This window comes from Kaustia mangrovi (genome assembly GCF_015482775.1).
GTDB classification, from domain to species: Bacteria; Pseudomonadota; Alphaproteobacteria; order Rhizobiales; family Im1; genus Kaustia; species Kaustia mangrovi.
Genome location: NZ_CP058214.1, coordinates 1,584,239 through 1,604,963, shown reverse-complemented (window position 1 = coordinate 1,604,963; position 20,725 = coordinate 1,584,239). Strand labels below are relative to the sequence as shown.

General features: G+C 70.4%; 14 protein-coding genes and 2 pseudogenes. 2 read left to right on the top strand and 14 right to left on the bottom strand.

What is annotated here, in order from left to right:
* Nucleotides 1-88: 88 nt before the first annotated feature.
* The 3 genes and pseudogenes from trxA to HW532_RS07505 all read right to left on the bottom strand — a co-directional run bounded on the left by trxA (nucleotide 89) and on the right by HW532_RS07505 (nucleotide 1,766).
* Nucleotides 89-409: a thioredoxin TrxA gene (trxA, locus tag HW532_RS07515; RefSeq protein WP_213163796.1), complete on the bottom strand. Its 321-nt coding sequence runs from the start codon at nucleotides 407-409 to the stop codon at nucleotides 89-91.
* 267 nt (nucleotides 410-676) lie between these two features.
* A complete protein-coding gene (locus HW532_RS07510; protein WP_213163795.1) occupies nucleotides 677-1,342 on the bottom strand; it encodes an MBL fold metallo-hydrolase in 666 nt (221 codons plus the stop codon).
* Between the two features lie 71 nt (nucleotides 1,343-1,413).
* Nucleotides 1,414-1,766, bottom strand: a pseudogene (locus HW532_RS07505) (MerR family transcriptional regulator).
* Between the two features lie 80 nt (nucleotides 1,767-1,846).
* On the opposite strand from HW532_RS07505, the gene HW532_RS07500 reads away from it, so the two are divergent.
* Entirely contained in the window at nucleotides 1,847-2,659 is an 813-nt protein-coding gene (locus HW532_RS07500) for an aminotransferase class IV family protein (RefSeq protein ID WP_213163794.1), read from the top strand.
* Nucleotides 2,660-2,682: 23 nt separating this feature from the next.
* Here HW532_RS07500 and addA read toward each other — a convergent pair whose 3' ends face one another.
* The 6 genes from addA to HW532_RS07470 all read right to left on the bottom strand — a co-directional run bounded on the left by addA (nucleotide 2,683) and on the right by HW532_RS07470 (nucleotide 15,048).
* Complete coding sequence (gene addA, locus HW532_RS07495; protein ID WP_213163793.1) at nucleotides 2,683-6,201, bottom strand: double-strand break repair helicase AddA; 3,519 nt, start codon at nucleotides 6,199-6,201, stop codon at nucleotides 2,683-2,685.
* The gene (addB, locus tag HW532_RS07490; RefSeq protein ID WP_213163792.1) at nucleotides 6,198-9,290 is read right to left on the bottom strand and encodes a double-strand break repair protein AddB; all 3,093 of its coding nucleotides are present in this window, start codon (nucleotides 9,288-9,290) and stop codon (nucleotides 6,198-6,200) included. Before addB ends, addA begins: the two co-directional genes overlap by 4 nt.
* Nucleotides 9,290-9,982 (bottom strand): nucleotidyltransferase family protein, encoded by a 693-nt coding sequence (locus tag HW532_RS07485; RefSeq protein WP_246479947.1) that lies wholly within the window; start codon nucleotides 9,980-9,982, stop codon nucleotides 9,290-9,292. The genes addB and HW532_RS07485 overlap by 1 nt, the downstream gene beginning before the upstream one ends.
* An 85-nt stretch (nucleotides 9,983-10,067) precedes the next feature.
* Nucleotides 10,068-11,690, bottom strand: a complete 1,623-nt coding sequence (gene tsaE, locus HW532_RS07480; RefSeq protein WP_246479663.1) for a tRNA (adenosine(37)-N6)-threonylcarbamoyltransferase complex ATPase subunit type 1 TsaE — start codon at nucleotides 11,688-11,690, stop codon at nucleotides 10,068-10,070.
* Between the two features lie 30 nt (nucleotides 11,691-11,720).
* On the bottom strand, nucleotides 11,721-14,219 hold the full coding sequence (locus HW532_RS07475) for a sensor histidine kinase (RefSeq protein WP_213163790.1): 2,499 nt from the start codon (nucleotides 14,217-14,219) through the stop codon (nucleotides 11,721-11,723).
* A 226-nt stretch (nucleotides 14,220-14,445) separates the two neighbouring features.
* Nucleotides 14,446-15,048 (bottom strand): TetR/AcrR family transcriptional regulator, encoded by a 603-nt coding sequence (locus HW532_RS07470; protein WP_213163789.1) that lies wholly within the window; start codon nucleotides 15,046-15,048, stop codon nucleotides 14,446-14,448.
* Between the two features lie 123 nt (nucleotides 15,049-15,171).
* On the opposite strand from HW532_RS07470, the gene HW532_RS07465 reads away from it, so the two are divergent.
* Nucleotides 15,172-15,696, top strand: coding sequence for an anthrone oxygenase family protein (locus HW532_RS07465; protein WP_213163788.1), 525 nt, complete (start codon nucleotides 15,172-15,174; stop codon nucleotides 15,694-15,696).
* A 68-nt stretch (nucleotides 15,697-15,764) separates the two neighbouring features.
* Here the strand turns inward: HW532_RS07465 and ahcY are convergent.
* The 5 genes and pseudogenes from ahcY to HW532_RS07440 form a co-directional block, all read right to left on the bottom strand.
* A pseudogene (gene ahcY, locus HW532_RS07460) lies at nucleotides 15,765-17,164 on the bottom strand (adenosylhomocysteinase).
* Between the two features lie 280 nt (nucleotides 17,165-17,444).
* Nucleotides 17,445-17,762 carry an HPr family phosphocarrier protein gene (locus HW532_RS07455; protein ID WP_213163787.1) on the bottom strand — a complete coding sequence of 106 codons (318 nt, stop codon included), beginning with the start codon at nucleotides 17,760-17,762 and terminating at the stop codon, nucleotides 17,445-17,447.
* Nucleotides 17,752-18,156, bottom strand: a complete 405-nt coding sequence (locus tag HW532_RS07450) for a PTS sugar transporter subunit IIA (RefSeq protein ID WP_213163786.1) — start codon at nucleotides 18,154-18,156, stop codon at nucleotides 17,752-17,754. The genes HW532_RS07455 and HW532_RS07450 overlap by 11 nt, the downstream gene beginning before the upstream one ends.
* Nucleotides 18,157-18,388: 232 nt before the next feature.
* Complete coding sequence (locus tag HW532_RS07445) at nucleotides 18,389-18,886, bottom strand: HPr kinase/phosphorylase (protein WP_213163785.1); 498 nt, start codon at nucleotides 18,884-18,886, stop codon at nucleotides 18,389-18,391.
* Nucleotides 18,883-20,697: a sensor histidine kinase gene (locus HW532_RS07440; protein WP_213163784.1), complete on the bottom strand. Its 1,815-nt coding sequence runs from the start codon at nucleotides 20,695-20,697 to the stop codon at nucleotides 18,883-18,885. Before HW532_RS07440 ends, HW532_RS07445 begins: the two co-directional genes overlap by 4 nt.
* Nucleotides 20,698-20,725 lie beyond the last annotated feature (28 nt).

Below are 20,725 nucleotides of genomic sequence, written 5' to 3'. Positions count from 1 at the left end.
GCCATGGGAGCCCCGCTTCGGGTAGAGATCCTGTCCATCCGTCAGTCCCGCGAAAGGCGGGCATGACGGGAAAGAGTCGAGGGCCGCGTCAGATGGCGCCCTCGATCCACTCCTGCAGCTTGCCCTTGGGCAGGGCGCCGACCTGGGTGGAGGCGACCTCGCCGTCCTTGAACAGCATCAGGGTCGGAATGCCGCGCACGCCGTAGCGGGAGGGCACGCCCGGATTCTCGTCGACATTGATCTTCGCGATGGTGACCTTGTCGCCGAGCTCGCCGGCGATCTCCTCCAGCGCGGGCGCGATCATCTTGCAGGGGCCGCACCATTCCGCCCAGAAATCGACCACGACGGGACCATTCGCCTTCAGGACGTCGTTCTCGAACGACGTATCGGAAACCTTGACCGTTGCCATGAACATACCTTTCGCTCGATTGCCGGGGAACGCCGCGACGGGTCCCTCGCTGTTCGGGTCGAAGTGAACGTAGGAAGGCGCGGACGAACGGTCAAGGTGCCCGTTCCGCATTGCGGCAATGAGCCGATTGCATCGCAGCAGGGATGCCGTTTCGAAGCGCACGGCGCTCGCCCGCCGCCCAGCCGCGCGGCCTGAAGGCACAGGCGGCGTTGCCGAGACGATCCGGCCAGGCGGCGAAGGCGACGGCGCCTGTGGGTTTCCGCTGGATCAGGCCAACCGTGCTTTTGCTGCGTTCGTCGCGGCCGCCCATTCGTCGGGCGAGATCTCTGCCCAGGTGTTGTCCGGGGAAATCGCGGAAAGCACCACATCGGGCCTCAGCGTTGCCAGGACATCCAGGCTGGCGCGGTGCGCGGATTGCTCCTTGTCGTCCTCGAAGGTCGCGCTCGTCCAGCTTCCGCGCGCGGGCCAGATCGTATCGCCGGTAAAGAGGTAGGTTTTGCCGTGCGGCGAGCGATAGAGATAGCAGGCACTGCCGACCGTATGCCCCGGTGTGGGGATCGCCTCGACATCCCCGGCAAGCATGTGACGATCCCAGAATGTCGTCTCCGGCGCCACCCCGGACTGCCTTTCGATCGGCGCGGCATCGCGCGCATGGGCGACGATCTTCGCTCCGAAACGGTCCTTGATCTCCTTGAGAGACGGCGTCGCCTCGTGCCAGTGGCCCAGAACGATGCGATCGACACCGCCAAGATCCGCGATGCGGTCGAAGTCGGCCTGCTCGTTACTCTCGCCGATGGCCTCGCGGCCGGTGCAGTAGAACAGGAGATTGCCCGTTTCCCGCAACAGCAGATAGGCGTTGCACGTCGAGTGCGGAAAGGCGGTCAGCGGGTGCTCCGGCGTCGTTTGCCAAAGATCGGGGTAGAGCTCGCGCATAGCGTTTCTCCTGTCGTGAATGGCTTCGCGGGTATCCTGCCGGCACGAGCTCGGTCGCGCCGGCGGCGGGGTCAGCGTTCCCCTATCTCTCGCAGGAACCGCTCCAGAACGGTCCGGCTCCGGGCCAGGCTTTGCGTCTTGCGGTCAACCAGCCGAATCTGTTCGCGCAGGGTCGTGCGAAGCTCGTCGCACGGCTCGAAGACGGCACCGTCCCCCTGACGCAAGGCAGGAACTGCCGGATCGTCGACAGCGTCATGCCGGCCGAGCCCAGCAGCCTGATCCGCTCCACGGTCCGCTCGTCGGCCGGGGCGTAGTCCCGGTAGCCGCTCGAGGTGCGCTGCGGCGCCAGCAGGCCCTCCGCCTCGTAATAGCGCAGCATGCGAATGCTCACGCCGGTGCGTTTCGACAGCTCGCCAATCTTCATGCGAAGCCCTTGACCCTGACAGTGCTGTCAGGGCCTATCACGTTCGCTCTTTCGTGTGAACGCACTCAGGAGCAGGACCCATGTCTCTCGCGAACTATCATGCAGCCCATATCGATGGCCATCCGGCGACCGCCTCGCAGCTTGCCCCTCTGGCCTTCGCGGGGTTCGCGCACTTCACGGCGATGCAGATCAGAAACCGCAGCGTGAAGGGGCTGGATCTGCATCTGGCGCGCCTGCGCAAGGCCTCGACGGAGCTGTTCGGCAGGGCGCTGCCCGATGACCGCATCCTGTCCTGCATCGGGGCAGCGGTCGATGCCGGCCCGCGGGACTGCTCGCTGACGGTCACGGTCTTCGCGCATGACGGCGAGTTCACGGTGAACAGCATGGATGCGGAACCGGCGGTTCTCGTTCGCACGGGCGCTCCGTCAAACGGTCCGCGGGGGCCGCTCCGGCTGAGCGTTGCGGAGTACGAGCGGCCCCTTCCCGCCATCAAGCACGTCGGCGAAATCGGCAAGACCCATTACCTGCACCAGGCCGCAAGGCAGGGGTTCGACGACGCCGCGTTCGTGGACCGGCATGGGCGGCTGAGCGAGGCGACCATCTGGAACCTCGTCTTCTGGGACGGCGATACCGTCATCTGGCCCAATGCCGCCATGCTGACCGGCACCATGATGGGGATCGTCCAGCGGCAACTGGACCGGCTCGGCGTGCCCCAGCGCCATGAAGACATCACACTGGAGCGCGCCGGACAGCTTGCGGGCGCGGCGGTGATGAACTCGTGGACACCCGGCATCGCGGTAACCGCCATGGCCGGGCACAATATCGCGGAAGCAGGGCCCTTCATGAGCCTGCTTCACGACGCCTATGCGGCGGAACCGGCCAGGCCCCTTTAAGGGAGCCGCCCTGGCCGTGGCGGTTAGGAGGCGGGCGCGCGCGCGAGCGTCTCCGAGGGGATCTCCATCAGGCGCGGGCCATCGGTCCAGATGAGTGCCGCGCGCAGGCGCCGGCCGGGGAAGATGCGGGCGAGCGCGTCCGCATAGGCGGCGAGCTGGCGCAGATAGAGCGCCGGCACGTCGTCCACGACGGTCGGCGGCGGGCGGTTGGTCTTGAAGTCGACGAGGAGCACCGTGTCGCCGGTCACGGCCAGCCGGTCGATCCGGCCGGCAATGGCGGCGGGAGCGCCGTCGGCCTGCGGCATATGGGCGGCGATGGGGACCTCCGCCATGCTGCCCGGCGCGAAGGCCTCGGCGAAGTCGGGGTGGGCGAGCACGGCCAGCGCCTCGCGCAATATGGCCTCCTGCGCGGCCTCCGGGAGCCCGTGGGCCGGCATGGCGAGGAAACGGCGGGCGGCCGCCTCGCGCTCGCCGTCCGGCAGCTCCGGCAGGCTCTGCAGCAGGCGGTGGATCAGCGTGCCGCGCTTGAAGCGCAGCGGATCGGCCGCGAGCGCGAGCGGCGAGAGCACCTCCGGGCTTGCCGGCGCGGCGGATGCGTCCGCCTCCGCGCCCTGCTCCAGATCGAGGCGCGACGGCGCGAGGAAGCGCAGCGGCACGGGCTCGCGCGCGGCCGGCCGGAAGGCCCAGCCCTCCGGCGGTTCGGCCGGGGCGGGGGGCGCCTTGGCCTCGCGCGTCTCGGCGGGGGCGGCGTCGGCCCGCTCGATCCGCAGGACCGTCGTGCCGTCGGCCAGCGCGACCTCGCGCGCATGGGGCTTCAGCGCCTCCACGATCAGGTCGTACCAGCATTCCGGCTTGCGCTCGCGCCGGGTCTCGTGGCCGCACACATAGAGCCGGTCGCGCGCGCGGGTCATGGCGACATAGAGGAGGCGGTTGTATTCCTCGAGCTGGCGCGCCTTCTCCGCCTCGCCCATGGCGATCACGTCGCGCGTCTGGCGCGCCTTGGGCAGGCGCCAGAGGGGCAGGCCGGTCGCCGCCTCCGCTGCCTCGTCCCCGCCGTCCCCGTCCATCACGACGAGCTCGGGGATGCGGCGCGGATTGGGCAGGGCGCAGGTGTCCGGCAGGAAGACGACATTGGCCTGAAGCCCCTTGGCACCGTGCACGGTCATGACGCGCACCTCGTCGCCGCCATGCTCCATGTCGCGCTTGATGGTGGTTTCCGCCGCCGTCAGCCAGTCGAGGAAGCCCTGCAGCGAGGGCGTGTGGGCGTGCTCGTAATCGATGGCGAGCCGCAACAGCTCGTCCAGCGGGTCGTGGACCTCCGCGCCGAGGCGGGCGACGAAGCGGGCCCGACCGCGCCCGGGGCCGAGGACGGCGGTCAGGAATTCGTGCGGCGGCGTGTAGTCGGCCCGGGCGAGCCAGCCCTCGAGGGCTGCGAGCGCGCGGCCATAGGGGGCGCCGCCGGCAACCGCCTCGCGCAGCGCCCGCCAGAGCGTGCCCTTGCGCCCGTGGCACAGCGCGAAGAGATCGTCGTCGGTAACCGGTTCGCCGTCGTCGCGCTCGACCAGCGGGCTCTTCATAAGCGTGGCGAGCGTCAGATCGTCGTCGGGCATGAGCGCGAAGCGGCCAAGCGCGATCAGGTCCATCACCGCGATGTGGCTCGTGAGCGTCAGCCGGTCGGCGCCCGCCACCGGCACGCCCCGTCGCTTCAGCGCGCGCAGCAGGGCATCGACGAACCGGTCGCGCCTGCGCACCAGGACGAGGACGTCGCCGGGCGCGATGGGCCGGCCCTCCGAGGCGAGGATCTCGCCCCGGTCCAGCCAGCCGCGGATGGTGCCGGCGATCTTCTCCGCGAGCCGGAGGCTCGGATGGGACGGGTCGACCCGGTCGAGCGGCGCGTCCCACGGGCTCATCGGCTCCACGTCGTCGGGCTCCTCCACGGGCCAGATCTCCACCAGCCCCGCATCGCCCGTGCGCACCGCCTGGTGCGGTTCGGGCAGCGCGCCGCCGGGGGTGAGGCCGCGGGCGGCGTCGGCGCGCTTGAACACCCAGTCGACCGCCTGGAGGACGTCCTGGGTGGAGCGGAAGGAGACGGTGAGGTCGACCGTCTCGAAGCGCCGCTCCGCCCCGCGCGCCAGCCGGCGGAAATGGCCGAGCATGGCGTCGAAGCTCTTCGGGTCGGCGCCCTGGAAGGAATAGATCGACTGCTTGTGGTCGCCGACGACGAAGAGCGTGCGCTCCAGCCCCTCGCGCGCGCCTTCGCCGGAATAGAACTCGTCGGCGATGGCCTGCACGATGCGCCACTGGTCGGGGCTCGTGTCCTGCGCCTCGTCGATCAGGATATGGTCGATGCCGCCGTCGAGCTTGTAGAGGATCCAGGCGGAGCTCTCGAAGTCGCGGAACATGGACAGCGTGCGCGCGATCAGGTCGTCGTAATCGTACTGGCCGCGCTGGCGCTTGGCGGCCTCGTAGCCGCCGACGATGGCGTCGGCGAGCGTGAGGAGCGCGCGGGTGGCGGTGACGAGGTGGACCGCGCGGTCGGCTTCCGTCAGGGCGAAGGCGCGCTCGCGCTCGGCCATGAGGAAATCGGCGACGTCTGGATGGGCCGTGGCGGCCGCCTTGGTCATCAGCGTGCGGTCGGCCTTGGGCTCGCCGTCGCGCTTCAGGGTGAGCTGCTTCAGGAGCTCCAGCGCCTCCGCCCCGTCCGCCGTCCCGGCGAGGCGGTGGAGAAGGGCCGACTGGGCGCTGTCGGTCTTGGTGCCGGTCTCGCCGAGGCAGGTCGCGGCATGGCGGGCCATCTCCCGGTCGAGCCCGTCGGCGGCCTCCTGCGCGATGGCGGCGAATGTCGCATCGGGATCGACGCCGAGACGGCCAGCGAGCATGCCCACCGCCTCCTCGACGCCGCCATGGCCGTCGATGAGCTGGACGAGGCGGCCGCGCCGGGCGAGGACGCCCTTGAGGACCTCGTCGAAATCCTGTGCGTTCACATAGCTCACCACGGCGGCGAGCGCCCGGCCGAGATCGCTGTCCGGCGCCGTGCCCGCCATGGTGAGGACCGCGGCGCGGATCTCCGCGACGAGCTCGTCGGCGGAGCGTTCGTCCATCACCTCGAAGCCCGGCACCACACCGGCCTCGACGGGAAAGCGCTGGAGCAGCTTCTCGCAGAAGGCGTGGATGGTCTGGATCTTCAGCCCGCCCGGCGTCTCCAGCGCGCGGGTGAAGAGGCGGCGGGCGACGGCCAGCTCGCCGCCGAAGCGGACATGGCCGCTGAGCGTGTGGATCGCGTCGGTCAGCCGGTCGTCGTCGAGCGCGATCCAGGAGCTGAGGACCTCGAACAGCCGGTTCGCCATCTCCGCGGCCGCCGCGCGCGTGAAGGTGAGGCACAATATGCGCTCCGGCGGCGTGCCCGCCAGCATCAGCCGGATGACGCGGTTGACCAGCACATGGGTCTTGCCGGAGCCCGCGCTCGCCGACACCCAGGCGGAGACCGCCGGGTCAGAGGCCCGGGCCTGGTTCGTCGTCGCCCTGTCGCGTGCCTCGCTCACGACGCATCGCCCCCATTGTCCGCATCGCGCCTGGCGCGCGTCGCCGACCATTCCCGGAAGCGCGAGAAATGGTCGTAGTCGCGCTCCTCGTCCTCCAGCATGACCTTTGCGCGCGGGATATAGGCCTGCTCCGGCCGGTCGTAGTGGCCGATGAGCCGTTTCAGGCCCTCGACGGTCTGCTCCACGACCTGCGGCACGTCGAGACCGTCGAGCATGACGGTCCTGCCGGCGGGCTCGCCGCCGGTGAGCCGGATATAGGCGAGCGCGCCGACGGGCAGCGGGCCGACGCCCTCGAAGGCGCCCGCCTCGACCATCCGCGCCTCCAGCGGGAGCTGCGGGCTCAGCCCCGCCTCGACCTGCGCCCTGGAGGGCGGCTGTCCGGTCTTGTAGTCGATCAGCCGCGCCGTGCCGTCCTGAAGCAGGTCGAGGCGGTCGGCGCGGCCCGTCAGCGCGAAGGCGCCGGCCGGCGCATCGAGCTCGAGCCGTCCGGAGAGTTCCGCCCATTGCCGCGCCGTGCCGGTGCGCAGGGTTTCCTCCTCCGCCGCGAACCAGCGCGCCATGCGCTCATATTGCGGCCACCAGAAACCGCGCACATCCGGGTAGTCCATCCAGGGCCCGAAGACCTCGCGGCCCGCCGCCATGAGTTCCGCGACCGGGTCGTCGGGCAGCCGCTCGGGGTGGCGCTCGGCGAAGCGCTGGAGCGCGCCGTGGACGAGCGTGCCGCGCTCGGCGGGGCCGGGCAGGGCGTCGATCGGGTCGAGGGGCTCCAGCCGCAGGATGTTGCGCGCGAAGATCGCATAGGGGTCGCGGATCCACTCCTCGATACGCGTCACGGAGAGCTGGCGCGGGCGCGCCTCGACGGGCGGGGCGGGGCGCGGCGGCGCGATCTCCATCGCGGTGTCGGGCGTGTCGAGCATGGACGCCCGGTCGAGCCAGGGGCTCTCCGGCACGAGCGCCGCCTCCGCGCCGGCGGTCTGCAACAGGGCCTTCAGGCGCAGCACCCAGCGGGACGGCACGGCGGGGGCGCCGTCGATCTTGCGCGACCAGGTGAGATGCACGCGCGGCGCGCTCGCGGCCTGCACGAAATCGTGGGCGGCAAGGCCGATGCGCCGCTCCGGCAGCGGCAGGCCGATCTCGGCGCGCATCGGACGGTTGAGCCACGGATCGTCTTCCGGCTCCGACGGCCAGACGGCCTCGTTGAGCCCGCCGAGGATCATCACGTCGGCGGCGACCAGCCGGGCCTCCAGAAGGCCGTATATGGCGAGGCGGGGATGGAGCCCGAAGCGGGCGCGCACCGGGCGCCCGGCCATCATGGCGCGCAGCGCGCCGGCATAGGAGCGCGGATCGAGCGCGGGGCCGGCGTCGCTCGCCTCGATGAGGCCGGCGAGGAACCCGCTCAGCGCCTCGCCCGCCTCCTCGCGCCACAGCGCGGCATCGTCGCGCGGCGTGTGCGCGGCCTTCTCCGCCACCGTCACATGCGCGGTGACATGGGCGGCGATGGCCGACGGCCCGTCCGGCATTTCCCCGAGCGCGGCGAAGGCGGATTGGAGCCGGGCCATGAGGTCCTCCAGCCCGTCCCAGTCCTGCGGGCGGAGGCGGCGGATCGCGGGGTGCAGCCGCACCTTGCCCTCTTCGGCCGCGCGGCGGCGCGCCTTGAGCGCATGGGCGAGGCCGTCGAGGCCCGCCGGCGGGCGCAGGCCGCGCAGGAGGGCGATCTCCAGCCCGCGCGCGCGCCGGCGCAGCTCCGCACGTTCGAGCCCGAAGGCGGCGAGCGGATGCTTGACGAGGGCGAGCAGCGCGACGGGGGCGAAGTCGCTCGTCCAGGCGTCCAGCACATGGAGCATGAAGGCGCCCTGGGGCGTCTGGGCGAGAGGCGTGCCGGCGGTATCGTCCACCGCGACGTCCCAGCGTTCGAGCTCGGCGGCGACGCGGCGGGCGAGCCGGCGGTCGGGCGTCACGAGCGCCGCCGTGCGGCCCGGCGTCTCCAGCGTGCGGCGCATGACGAGGGCGATGGCGAGCGCCTCCTCGCGCGGCGTCGGCGCCTCGATGGCGTCGAGGCCGTCGAGCGCGGCATCGAGTTCCGGGCCCGTCAGGCTCGCCATGGCGTGCCGCCAGCGCTCGGTGGTCTCGGAGGGGCGCATGACCTCGCTCATGAGGCGGGCGCGCGGCGCGTCGGGGCCGGGGGTCAGATCCATGACCGCCTCGCGGTCGAGACCGATCCCGTCAAGGAGCTGGCGCAGCCCGAATTGCGGGTGCTGTGGGGCGAGAGCCGCCCAGCCCGCCTCGTCGAGATCGCGGTCGAGGCCCGGCAGGACGACCGCGCCGCGCGGCAGGCGGGCAATGACGGAGAGCAGCCGCGCCGTCGCCGGGATGGAGCCGGTGGAGCCCGCCGCGATGACCGGCGCGTCGGGCGGCGTGCGGGCAAGCCTGTCGGCCTCGATGGACAGGAGCCTCGCGCGCCGGGCGGCGGGTCCTGTGAGCCCGCGCGCGGCGAGCGCCTCCGGCAGGGTGTGGCGCACCAGTGTCAGGAAATCGAGGACGGTCTTGCGGTGCTCGGGATAGTCGCCGCCGGCGAGCGCGTCGAGCCTGTCGATCGGCAGCTCCTCCGTCTCCAGCGAATCGATCAGCCGGGCGAGCGAGCGGGCGAGCGAGATCGCCTGCGCCGGGCCGGCATTGAGCGTGCGGCCCAGATGGTGCTCGGGGTTCTCCGCCGCCCAGTCGAGCAGGAGGCGGGCCAGCAGGAGCTCGCGCTCCAGCGGTGCGATGGCGGGCGCCATGTCGAGGCCGCCTTCGTCGGCCATGTCCTCGCCGGAAAGCGCCAGCTCCTCCTCGTCCACATCGCCGAGGGGGTGGATCTGCGGCAGCAGGCGGGCATCGCCGTCGCCGTGGGCAAGGAAGCGCTCGGTCAGCATGCGCGCGGCCCGCCGGGTCGGCACGAGCACCGTGTAGCGCGGCAGGGCGAGCGGGTCGGGCGGTTCGCCCCCGGGTGCCGGAAGGTCGCCGGCGAGGATCGCGGCGGCCAGGCGGTCGAGGAACGGCGCGCCCGGCGGCACGGTGAAGACGCGCGGGGGCTGGCCGCCGCCGGCCATCACAGGTCCTTGAGCGCGGTCTCCGCGGCGGCGATCGCGTCCGGCGTGCCGACATGGAGCCACACGCCGTCGTGGCGCAGGCCGTAGAGCCGGCCCCGGGCCGCGGCCCGGTCCCACAGGAGGTTCATGGAGAAGGGCTCCTCCGCCATGCCGGCGAAGAGGCGGGGATGGACCAGATAGGCGCCGGCGAAGGTGAACGGCGCCACCTCGCCCTCGCCGCGCCGGAAGAGCCGGCCATCGGGGTCCATGTGAAAATCGCCATAGCCGGTATAGCCGATGCTGGTCGCGGTCGCCGCCAGCAGCATCAGGCAGTCCATGGCGTCCTCGTCCCAGCGCGCGCGCAGCCGCTCCAGCGCCGGCTCGGCCCCCTCGATCCAGATGGCGTCGCTGTTGAGGATGAAGAACGGGTCCTCGCCGAGCTCCGGCAGGGCGCGGACGATGCCGCCGCCGGTGTCGAGCAGCCGGTCGCGCTCGTTCGAGACGACGATGTCCGGCTGGCCGACGCCGCCGAGGAAGGCCTCGATCTGGTCGGCGCAGTAGTGGACGTTGACCACCGCGCGCTCCACGCCGGCCTGCGCGATCCGGTCGAGCGAATAGGCGATGAGCGGCCGGCCGCCGACCTCGACGAGCGGCTTCGGCCGGTCCTCGGTCAGGGGCAGCATGCGCCGGCCGAGCCCTGCGGCCATGATCATGGCGCGCCGGCCGAGCCGGGGGTCGGCGGAGGGGCGCGCGATGGTGACGGTGTCGTCCTCAAGCGTCATTTGCGTGGGGTCTCGTTCAGATCCGGATGTTCTGCGGCAGATGGGCGGCGAACCAGTCGCGCACCGGGCCAAGCGCCTCATGTTGCAGATTGCGTTCAAGATAATGTGACACGCGCGGCAGGTGGCGCAAATAGCCCGGTTTTCCGTCGCGCTCCTTGAGGCGCGCGAAGATGCCGAGGATCTTGGTCGCCCGCTGCGCGGCGATGACGGCATAGGCGGCGCGGAAGGCGGCCGCGTCGAAGCCCGGCTCCTCCGCCTCGCGCCGGGCGAGGTAATAGTCGAGGAGGTCGCGCTCGGTCTCCTGCGCGACGTCGATGCGCGCATCCTGCAGGAGCGAGGCGAGATCGTAGGCGGGATGCCCGATCACCGCGTCCTGATAGTCGATCACGCCGACGCGCGCCTCCGCCTCCCGGTCGGGCAGCCAGATGAGGTTGGGGGAGTGGTAGTCGCGCAGGATCCAGGCGGTCTCGCCGGTCTCCACGGCGGGCCAGACGGCGCGCCAGGCCTCGCGGAAGGCGCGCGCGGCGTCGCCGGAGGGCGCCGTGCCCAGCCTGAACGGCCAGAACCAGTCGAGGAGCAGCCCCGCCTCGATTTCCCGGGCGTCGCGGTCGAAGGGCGGCACCGTGTAGTCCGTGCCGTCGGGCAGCGCCATTGTGGGAGCGAGGCCCGCCCGCGCGATGGCGATGAGCACGTCGACGGCGGCCGTCATGGGCTCGCCCATATCGGCGCCGCGGCGCGCCATATCGCCATAGACCTCCCCGTCGAGGCGCTCGATCAGCAGGAGCCCGTGGTCCATGTCGCAGGCGTGGATCGCCGGTGCGGACAGGCCGATGCGGCGCAGCGCGCCGCCGATGGCGACGACGGGGCGGACATCCTCGGCAAGATGGGCGATCCGGCTGTAGGGCAGGCCGTCGCGGACCGGCGGACCGTCGGGCTGGCGCGGCATGTCCATCAGCAGGACGTCGACATGGCCGGCAAGGTGCAACGCCTCGTAGCGCCGCGCGGAGGCGTCGCCCTGCAGGAAGCGGCGCTCCGCCGCAGCCCAGCCGGCGCTGTCCAGGAAGCCCTCTATGGCCGCCATGCGTGCGACCGTTGCCGCCCACCGGCCATGGCCGGCAAGCGTTGCGCGGCGCTCGTCCGCGCTCCCATCGGCGCTTCCATCCGTGCCCGTGTCGGTCTCCTCCAGCAGGATGTCGAGCCGGTCGGCGGGCAGGGCGCTGCCCGCGCGCTCCGGCCACTCCACGATGACGAGCGCGTCGCGCGCCATGTCGGCGAGCCCGAGCTCGGCGACCTCGCCGGCATCGGCGATCCGGTAGAGATCGACATGGTAGACGGCCATGCGCGGCGTGTCGTAGCTCTGGACGAGCGTGAAGGTCGGGCTCGGCACCTCGAGCGCGGCATCGCCGGCGAGCGCTCGGATCAGCGCGCGGGCGAGTGTCGTCTTGCCGGTGCCGAGATCGCCGCCGAGACAGATCGTGTCGCCGGGCCGCACGAAGAGCGACAGCTTGTGCGCGAACGCCTCGGTCGCGGTCGCGTCGGGGAGTGGGATCGTGCGCGTGGCTTCGGGCTGCATCGGTGCGGTCTGTGTCGGCTGTCGGCGGGTCGGCTGCGGCACGGGGTCTGCCATCGGGTCTGTCATCGGACCTGTCATGGGACCTGACATGGGGGCCTATCCCGTGGCCGTCGTCGGCATGCGGGCTTCGTCGGCGACGGGCCGGGAGACGGGGGCGGGGTTGATGCGGGCGGCTTGCCCGGCGCTGTCGGGCCCGTCCGCCGGCAGCCGGCAGATGACGGTCGTGCCCTGATCGACCTTCGAGCGCAGCGCGACCGTGCCGTCATGGAGCTCCACGAAGCTCTTCACCAGCGCCAGGCCGAGCCCCGGGCCGCGATGGCCGGAGGCGGCGGGGCGCGCCCGGAAGCGCTCGAAGGCGGCCTTCTGGAAGTCCTGGTCCATGCCCTTGCCCGTGTCGCTCACCCACATGACGAGCTCGTCGCCCTCGCGCCGTGCGCCCATATGGACGGTGCTGCGGTCGGGGCTGAAGCCGACGGCGTTGGACAGGAGGTGATGGAGCACCTGGCCGAGCCGGCGGCGGTCGGCCTTGACCATACCCGCATCCTCGGGAATTTCCACCTGCAGCGTGATGGCGCGTTTGTGCACGGGGTCGTGCATCTCCCGGGCCGCCTCCGTGAGAAGGCCGGCGACGTCCACCGGCTCCAGGTTGAGCTCCATGGCGCCGGCATCGATGGTGGTGAGGTCCAGTATGGCGTCGATGACGGAGAGGAGGTCGGCCGACGAGGTCAGGATGTCCTGCATGTATTCGCGCTGCTTCGGCTCCAGGTCGCCGGCGAGCCCCAGCATCAGGCTGTCGGCGAAGCCGATGATGTTGGTGAGCGGCGTGCGCAGCTCGTAGGAGACGTTGGACAGGAAGTCGGTCTTCAGCTTGTCCGCGGCCTCCAGCGCCTCGGCGCGCTCGCGCAGGGCGCGCTCCATCCGCGAGCTGTCGGTGACGTCGGTATAGGTGATGAGCGTGTTGCCGTCGGGCAGGGGGGCGAGCGCGAAGTCGAGGACGGAGCCGTCGGGGCGCTCGAGGCGCGCCTTGAGCGCCCGGCGCCCGTCGTCAAGCGAGGTGATGGCGTATTTCAGCTCGTCCCACAGCGCGTCGTCGGGCAGGTGCTCGCGGCACATGGCGATGATGTCGTCGATATGCGGATCGTCCGCCAGGAACTCGCCGTCGAGCGACCACAGCGTCGCATAGGCCGGATTGAACAGCTTGAGCCGCCCGTCCGTCCCGAACAGGGCGATACCCTCATGGAGGTTGTCGAGGGTTTCGCGCTGGACGCCGATCAGCTCGTTGTAGCTGCTCTCCAGCCGGATCATCTCGGTGATGTTCTCGTAGAGATAGGTGACCCCGCCGAAGGGGTGCTGCTCGGCGACGACGCGCAGCGTGCGCCCGTCGGGCAGGTGCCACCAGTCCTCGCGCGTGTCGAGCGTGTTGTAGGCTTCCAGGAGGCGCGCCTTCCAGTCGCGGTAATTGGCCTGCTCGGGCAGGCAGCGCTGCTCGCGCAGGCGGTCGAGGATCTCGCTGTCATAGGGGTGGGTGTCGAGCCATTCCGGGTCGAGCTGCCAGAGATCGGCATAGGCCGCATTGTGGAAGCGCAGGCGCTGGTCCGGGCCGAATATGGCGATGGCGGTGGCCAGCTTGTCGAGCGTGCTGGCATGGGCGCGGATATGGCGCTTGAGCTCCTTCTCGGAATCCTCCAGCTCGGAGACGTCGATGGCGAAGCCGGCACATCCGTCCTCGACCGGCACCTCGACGATGTCGAGCGCCTTCTTGGTGCCGCCGATCACCGTATGGTCGCGCTGCCGGCGCGGGGCATCCCCGCCCGATCCCTCGACCGACGCGAACAGCTCCGCGCCGGAGGAGAGCACCTCGTCGAGGCTCGCGGCCTCCAGCGCGGTGACATAGGCCCGGTTCGCCCAGGCGAGCCGGCCGTCGCCGAGCCGCAGCCAGACGGGCATCGGCGCGCTGTCGAGAATGGCGGCCAGGCGGTCGACCTGGCGGGCGAGCTTGCGTCGGTCGTGGGCGAGTTCGGTGAGCTCGAGGCGCTCGCCCGCCAGGGGGCGCAGGCGCAATGTGGCGAGCCCGCCGGCCGCGCGCCCGTCGGCCTCCAGCAGGTCGCCTTGCGCGGTCTTGATGCCGAAATTGAACGCGGTGCCCCGTGCGCGTAGCTCCGCGAGCGCGGCCTTGAGCGTGTTCACCGATTCCGGTTCGAGCCAGCCTGAGAAATCGGCGAGCCTGTCGGGGGTGTCCGGCACGGTGCAGGTGCCGCGCATGTCGCCGGCAATGCGCTCCGGGTCCTCGTCGCGCCCGCGCCAGATGAACAGGAGATGCGGCTCCGCCGTGAGCGCGATCTCGGCCTCGTTGAGCTCGGTCTCCAGATCGCTCGCGCGCTTGCGCGCCTGGCGCAGCATGCGGGCGAGCCGACGGGTCTCGACAAGCGCCCAGGCGAAGACGACCGCGGCGAGCAGCGCCACGGCGAAGGTCAGCGGCTCGGTGGCGATCCGCGTGGCAATGGCCTCCGCCGACGGCAGGGCGCGTGCCGGGGCGGGGGCGGCGACGAGCCACGGGCCCGCGGTGGCAAGCGCCAGGGCCGCGTGCCAACGCATGGTCTGTGGGGCGTGTCCCGCGCCGTCCCGCATCGCTGTTCAGCCATATCCCCTTGCGGACGCACCGTCGTGGCGCCCGTGCCGGTGCGCCGCGCTCTCGCGGCGAATCACCGCCCGTCTGATCCGGACAGGGCCATAGTAGAGGAGTTTGGAGCCCGTTTGAATCGGCCCCGGACAAGGAGTGCCCGACCGTTCCGGCAATTTGTGGCCGCTGACGTCGCCATCTTCACGATGGCGCATGCAGCCTGAGGGTCGCCGCGACCGCCTGCGAGGCGATGCGGCGGCGCTCCGCCCGGCCGGGCCGCGCCTCCTTCACCCCGTGGAGTGCCAGGATCTGGCGGTCGGCGATCAGCAGGCCGTAGAAGCAGCGATAGATCTCTTCCTCATCGGCGAACTCCACGGTGCCGTCGGCCCGGAGGCGGCGGAACAGATCGAGGAATTTCGGGGCCGACCTGTCGCGCCCGGCCTCGACAAGGATGCGGCTGAGCGTGCCCGTCGCATCGGCGAGCGCCGCCCGGTTGATCGCGAGCGAGGCCGGCGAGGTCAACAGATCGAGCAGGCGTGCGCCCGCCTCCGCCAGCGCATCCCGTGGCGGCATCGCCCCGTCGATCCCGTCGAGGGCGGCGTTCAGCGCATCGGCCTGCCGGGCGACGAGGGCGGACAGGATCGCGGTCCGGTCGGCGAAGAGCACGTAGAGCGTGCTCTTGGAGCATCGGGACTCGCGGGCGAGCGCTGCCGTCGTGACGGCCTCCAGCCCGCCCGATGTCAACAGGGCCAGGGCGGCGTCGAGGATGCGGTTGCGCCTGTCGTCTCCCCGCATGTCCGGCATGGCGGCTGTCCTTTCGCGCCCGGAAGGCGCCGTTCGGTCTTGTGCGGTTCGGTACCGTGTGGTACTCAATCTCAGTACCGAACGGTACTCACCTAACGGTACCCACTGTCGGAGGATATGGCAATGCTCGTCCGTCTCGCCGCCCTGGCGATCGCGGTCACCCTTTTGCTGACCGGTGCGATCGCGGGGTTCTTCTATGCCTATTCCGTATCCGCGATGCCGGGCCTCGACCTGAGCGCACCGGTTCACGCGATCCCCGCAATGCAGGGTATCAACGTGGCTGTGCGGAATCCGGTCTTCTTCGTGTCGTTCTTCGGCACGCCGGTGGCGGCCCTTGTCGCCGCCGGGCTGTGCGTCCTCGCGGGCCGGCGGCGGGCGGGGCTGTTTCTGGCCTCTGCGGGGCTTGTCTATTTCGCGGGCGCCTTCCTGCCCACCGCGCTCGTCAATGTCCCGATGAACAGGGCGCTGGCGCAGGTGACCGCGGAGACTGCGCGCGAGGCCGCGGAGATCTGGTCGGCCTATTCGCCGCGCTGGACGGCCTGGAACACGCTGCGCACGGTCTTCAGCCTGGCGAGCCTCATGCTCGTCGGCCTGGCGATCCATGCCTGGGCGCGCGAGGCTGTGCGAAACGCGGCGGCCCGGCCATGAAAAACGCCCGCCGCCCGGGTGGATCCGGGGCGGCGGGCGGCTGTTTCCTGCAGGCCTTGCGGCAGGCGTCAGTAGCGGTAGTAGTCCGGCTTGAAGGGGCCGTCGTGCTCCACGCCGATATAGCTGGCCTGCTCGTCCGACAGCTCGGTGAGGTTCACGCCGAGCTTGGCGAGATGCAGCCGGGCGACCTTCTCGTCGAGATGCTTGGGCAGGACGTAGACCTTGTTCTCATAGGCCCCGCCATTGGTCCACAGCTCCATCTGCGCCAGCACCTGGTTGGTGAAGGACGCCGACATCACGAAGCTCGGATGGCCGGTCGCGTTGCCGAGATTGACGAGGCGCCCCTCCGACAGGAGGATGAGGCGGTCGCCGTCCGGCTTCTCGATCATGTCGACCTGCGGCTTGACGTTCGTCCACTTGTAGTTCCGCAAGCCGGCGACCTCGATCTCGTTGTCGAAGTGGCCGATATTGCAGACGATCGCCATGTCCTTCATCTGGCGCATGTGATCGGCGGTGATGACGTCCTTGTTGCCGGTCGCGGTCACGAAGATGTCGGCGGAGGAGACGACGTCCTCCAGCTTGCGCACCTCGTGTCCGTCCATGGCCGCCTGAAGGGCGCAGATCGGGTCGATCTCGGTGACCACGATGCGCGCGCCGGCGCCGGCGAGGGACTGGGCGGAGCCCTTGCCGACATCGCCATAGCCGCACACCACGGCGACCTTGCCGGCCATCATGACGTCGGTGGCGCGGCGGATGCCGTCGACCAGCGATTCCCGGCAGCCATAGCGGTTGTCGAACTTCGACTTCGTCACACTGTCATTGACGTTGATCGCCGGGATGGGCAGCTGGCCCTTCTTCTGCAGCTCGTAGAGGCGGTGCACGCCCGTGGTCGTCTCCTCCGAGACGCCCTTGAGGCCGTCGCGAACGCGCGAATACCAGCCGGGGACTTCTCCAGACGGCGCTTGATGGTGGCGAACAGCGCGGCCTCTTCCTCGTTGGAGGGGTTCTCCAGCAGCGAGGGGTCCTTCTCCGCCTTCGCGCCGTGCAGCACGATCATGGTCGCGTCGCCGCCATCGTCGAGGATCAGGTTGGCCGGCTGGCCGTCGGGCCATTCGAGGATGCGGTCGACATAGTCCCAGTATTCCTCAAGCGACTCGCCCTTGTAGGCGAAGACGGGAATGGTTTCCGCAGCGATCGCCGCGGCCGCGTGGTCCTGGGTGGAGAAGATGTTGCAGCTCGACCAGCGCACCTCCGCGCCGAGCGCCACGAGCGTCTCGATCAGAACGGCGGTCTGGATGGTCATGTGCAGGCAGCCGGCGATGCGCGCGCCCTTGAGCGGCTGGGACTTGCCGAACTCCTCGCGCAGCGCCATCAGGCCGGGCATCTCCACCTCGGCCATCGCGATCTCCTTGCGGCCCCAGTCGGCCAGAGAGATGTCTTTCACCAGATAATCGGCGGGTTTGTTCATGTGATGACCTCAGCGGAACTGTTTGAAACTCAAAAATCGGACGACCCCGGAAGACGGCGTCGTCCAGGCCCATTCCCTATAGCAGGGTCGCAACGATGAGGCAATAAGGATATAAAGAAGTCTTTATGTCTCTGGGTAGGCTGTGGAAAGCCGCCCCGGGCCAGGCTTGCCGGGGCGCGGACCGTGTCTGGGGATGTGGAGGCGTGACAGCGCATCTCCCCGCCATCCTGCGGAAGGAAGCCGAAAAGGGCGCTCTCGTGCGGCGAGGGAGGGGAGGCTTTCAGTCCTCGTCGAACTTCGAGGCGACGAGGGTGTCCAGCGCGTCGATGGCGGCCTCCGCGTCGGGGCCTTCCGCGCGCACCGTGATGGTGGAGCCGGGATGGGCGGCGAGCATCATGAGGCCCATGATGGAGGTGCCGGGCACGCTCTGGCCGTCGCGCGAGACGGTGATCGCGGCGTCGAAGCCCTCCGCGCATTTCACGAACTTGGCGGAGGCGCGCGCATGCAGGCCGCGGCTGTTGCAGATGGTCAGTTCGCGCTCCAGCCGGCCGGCCGGTCCCGGCCCGCCCGGGGCGGTATGATCCGAATCAGCCTTCACCGGAGAGGACCCTGCTTGCGATATTGATGTATTTGCGGCCGGCGTCCTGCGCCTGCTCGACCGCGTCCTCCAGCGTGGTCTCGCCGCGCACGCTGGCGAGCTTGATCAGCATGGGCAGGTTGATGCCGGCGATGACCTCCACCTTGGCGTTCTGCATGACGGAGATCGCCAGGTTGGAGGGGGTGCCGCCGAACATGTCGGTCAGCAGGATGACCCCCTCGCCGTCGTCGGCGCGCGAGACGGCGGCCAGTATGTCGGCGCGGCGCTGCTCCATGTCGTCGTCCGGCCCGATGGAGATCGCCTCCATCTGCGGCTGGGGGCCGACCACATGCTCCATGGCGGAGCGGAATTCCGCGGCAAGCTGGCCGTGCGTTACCAGAACGAGACCGATCATCGATGAGGCGCCTTTTCCTTCGACTCGAAACGCAAAGCCCCCGTCAGGCAGACCATGTCCTGTCCGATTCGGACACGCCACCCTAACCCCTTGAAACCGATCGAATTCCCCATGCCATCCATGTGCCGGCCGGCAGGCGTCCGATCCGAGTCAAGGGCGCTATCATGTCGGCAAGGGGGCGCGAGCGCAACAGCGGGAAGGCTTTTGTCCTCCGACGGGACGGTCCGCCGGTTCACGTCGTGCCGAACCCCTGCCGTCCCGCGCCGGCAAAGGCGATGACGGCGGCGCGGATCACGGCGGGTGCGGAGGGCGCGCGGGCGTCGAGCGCGAGCTCGGGGATGGCGATCCCGCACAATGTCGCCGTGCGTTGCGAGAAATCGGGAAGCCGTTCCGGAGCGGCCGTCCCGTCGAGGCGGGCGGCGCACAGCACGGGCGCCTCCTCCAGATACGCCACGGAGACGATGCCGAGGCCGCGAACCTCCAGCCGGCCGGCGAGCGCATCGGGCGCGCGGGCGATGAGCCGGCCGCCGCGCGCGGCGAGCACGACCTGATCGTCGGCCACGAGCTGCGCTGTCAGTCTCTCCGGCCCGGTGCCGCGCCCGTCGGTGTCGATAAGCCGCAGGGCGAGATCGGACTTGCCGGAGCCCGGCGCGCCGAACAGCAGAACGCCGTGGCCGCCGACCGCGATGCAGGTTCCGTGGATGGATGCGCCGCCGTCCCGGCTGCTCACGAGCGTCCCCCGTCGCGCCGGGGTGCGGCGTCGGCGGCCGGCAGGCGCACCACGAAGCGCGCGCCGAGCACGGGGCGCTCGCCCTCCTCGTTCGGCGGGCCCATGCGGTTTTCCGCCCAGATGCGGCCGCGATGGGCGTCCACGATCTGCTTGGAGATGCTCAGGCCCAGCCCGGAGTTCTGGCCGAAGGCGCCTTCCGGCCGGTCGGTGTGGAACCGGTCGAAGATCTTCTCCAGGCTTTCCGGCCGGATGCCCGGCCCCTCGTCCTCGATGCAGAGCTCCACTTCCGGGCCGACCCGGCGCAGAACGACCTCGACCGCGCCCTCGCCGGGCGAGAAGGAGCGCGCATTGTCGATGAGATTGCGCACCACCTGGCCGAGACGGGTGTCGTGGCCCATCACGGTGAAGGGTGCGTCGCCGGCCAGGTTCCGCCGCTCGATCTCGAGACTGATCTCGGCATCGTCGGGCCCGCGCGTCTCGTTCGACATGGAGATGACCGCGCCGAGCAGCTCCGACAGGTCGATCGGCTCGGCTTCCGCGCGCGCGAGCTCCGCGTCGAGGCGCGAGGCATCGGAAATGTCGGTGATGAGCCGGTCGAGCCGCTTCACGTCGTCCTTCACGATCTCCACGAGGCGGGCGCGCTGGTCGTCGGTCCTGGCATGCGGCAGCGTCTCCACGGCGCTGCGCAGCGAGGTCAGCGGGTTCTTGAGCTCGTGGGCGACGTCTGCGGCGAAGGCCTCGATGGCGTCGATCCTGTTGTAGAGCGCGTTCGTCATGTCGCGCAGCGCGCCGGAGAGATGGCCGATCTCGTCGCGGCGCACGGAGAAGTCGGGGATCTCCACGCGCTTGTTGACGCCCCGGCGGACCCGTTCGGCCGCGCCCGCGAGGCGGCGGATCGGTTCCGCGATGGTGCCCGCCAGGAGCACCGACAGGAGCACGGTGACAAGCGCGGCGAACAGGAAGGTGAACAGGATGATGCGCCGCTCGCCCCTGAGCGTCTCGTCGATGTCGCCGCCCTGGGTCGACAGGACGAGCGAGCCGAGCACGGCGCGGAAGCGCTGTATGGGAACGGCGACGGAGACGATGATCTCGCGCTTGTCGTTGACGCGCACCACGGAGACGGAGGCGCCGTTCAGCGAGGCGGTGACTTCGGGGAAGTCCTTGCCGTTGTCGTTGCCGTATTCCTTCTGCAGCGGATAGTCGTTGTCGAACAGCCAGTTGTTGAACTCGTGCCAGAGCCTGGCGATCGTGTTGTCCGCGCTCTCGTCCGGCGGCGGCAGGTCGAAGCGCAGGATCTCGCCGCGCCCGTAGAGATACTGGGAATCGACGATGAGGATGCCCTCGCGGTCGTAGATGCGCGCGCGCGTCTTGGTCGGCGAGATCAGGCGCCTGAGGATCTGGCCGGACCGCTCGGGATTGATCGGGAACTCGAAGCTGCGGAACTCGTCCGGGCCCTGGTCGGACGGCTCGCCGACCTGCATCTCCAGGAGCCGGTCGGGGTCGACGATGATCGTGTCGGTATCGACGGTCGCGGATGCGGCGATGGCGCCGGCGATGATGTGGCCCTGCGTCATCAGGCTCTGGACGCGTGCGTCGATCAGGCCCTGGCGGAACTGGTTGAAATAGAGGATGCCGGAGACGAGGATGATCAGCCCGGCGATATTGAGCAGGATGATCCGGCTGGTGAGGCTGGAGGGGCTCAGGCGCGCGATCCAGCGGAAGGCGCCGCGCGCTGCCGTGCCGGGCGCATCGCCGCCGCGCATGCGCGATGTCTCGCTCATGCGCCCCTGCCGCTCGGTGTCAGCAACCATATTGGCCCTATCCAGTACCCATCCCCGC

Coding starts and splice junctions, on each gene's coding strand:
- addB (WP_213163792.1), bottom strand. CDS start 9,290: ATGGCCGGCGGCGGCCAGCCCCCGCGCGTCTTCACCGTGCCGCCGGGC.
- HW532_RS07475 (WP_213163790.1), bottom strand. CDS start 14,219: ATGCGTTGGCACGCGGCCCTGGCGCTTGCCACCGCGGGCCCGTGGCTC.
- HW532_RS07510 (WP_213163795.1), bottom strand. CDS start 1,342: ATGCGCGAGCTCTACCCCGATCTTTGGCAAACGACGCCGGAGCACCCG.
- HW532_RS07465 (WP_213163788.1), top strand. CDS start 15,172: ATGCTCGTCCGTCTCGCCGCCCTGGCGATCGCGGTCACCCTTTTGCTG.
- tsaE (WP_246479663.1), bottom strand. CDS start 11,690: ATGACAGACCCGATGGCAGACCCCGTGCCGCAGCCGACCCGCCGACAG.
- HW532_RS07450 (WP_213163786.1), bottom strand. CDS start 18,156: ATGATCGGTCTCGTTCTGGTAACGCACGGCCAGCTTGCCGCGGAATTC.
- trxA (WP_213163796.1), bottom strand. CDS start 409: ATGGCAACGGTCAAGGTTTCCGATACGTCGTTCGAGAACGACGTCCTG.
- HW532_RS07500 (WP_213163794.1), top strand. CDS start 1,847: ATGTCTCTCGCGAACTATCATGCAGCCCATATCGATGGCCATCCGGCG.
- HW532_RS07470 (WP_213163789.1), bottom strand. CDS start 15,048: ATGCCGGACATGCGGGGAGACGACAGGCGCAACCGCATCCTCGACGCC.
- HW532_RS07485 (WP_246479947.1), bottom strand. CDS start 9,982: ATGATCATGGCCGCAGGGCTCGGCCGGCGCATGCTGCCCCTGACCGAG.
- HW532_RS07440 (WP_213163784.1), bottom strand. CDS start 20,697: ATGGTTGCTGACACCGAGCGGCAGGGGCGCATGAGCGAGACATCGCGC.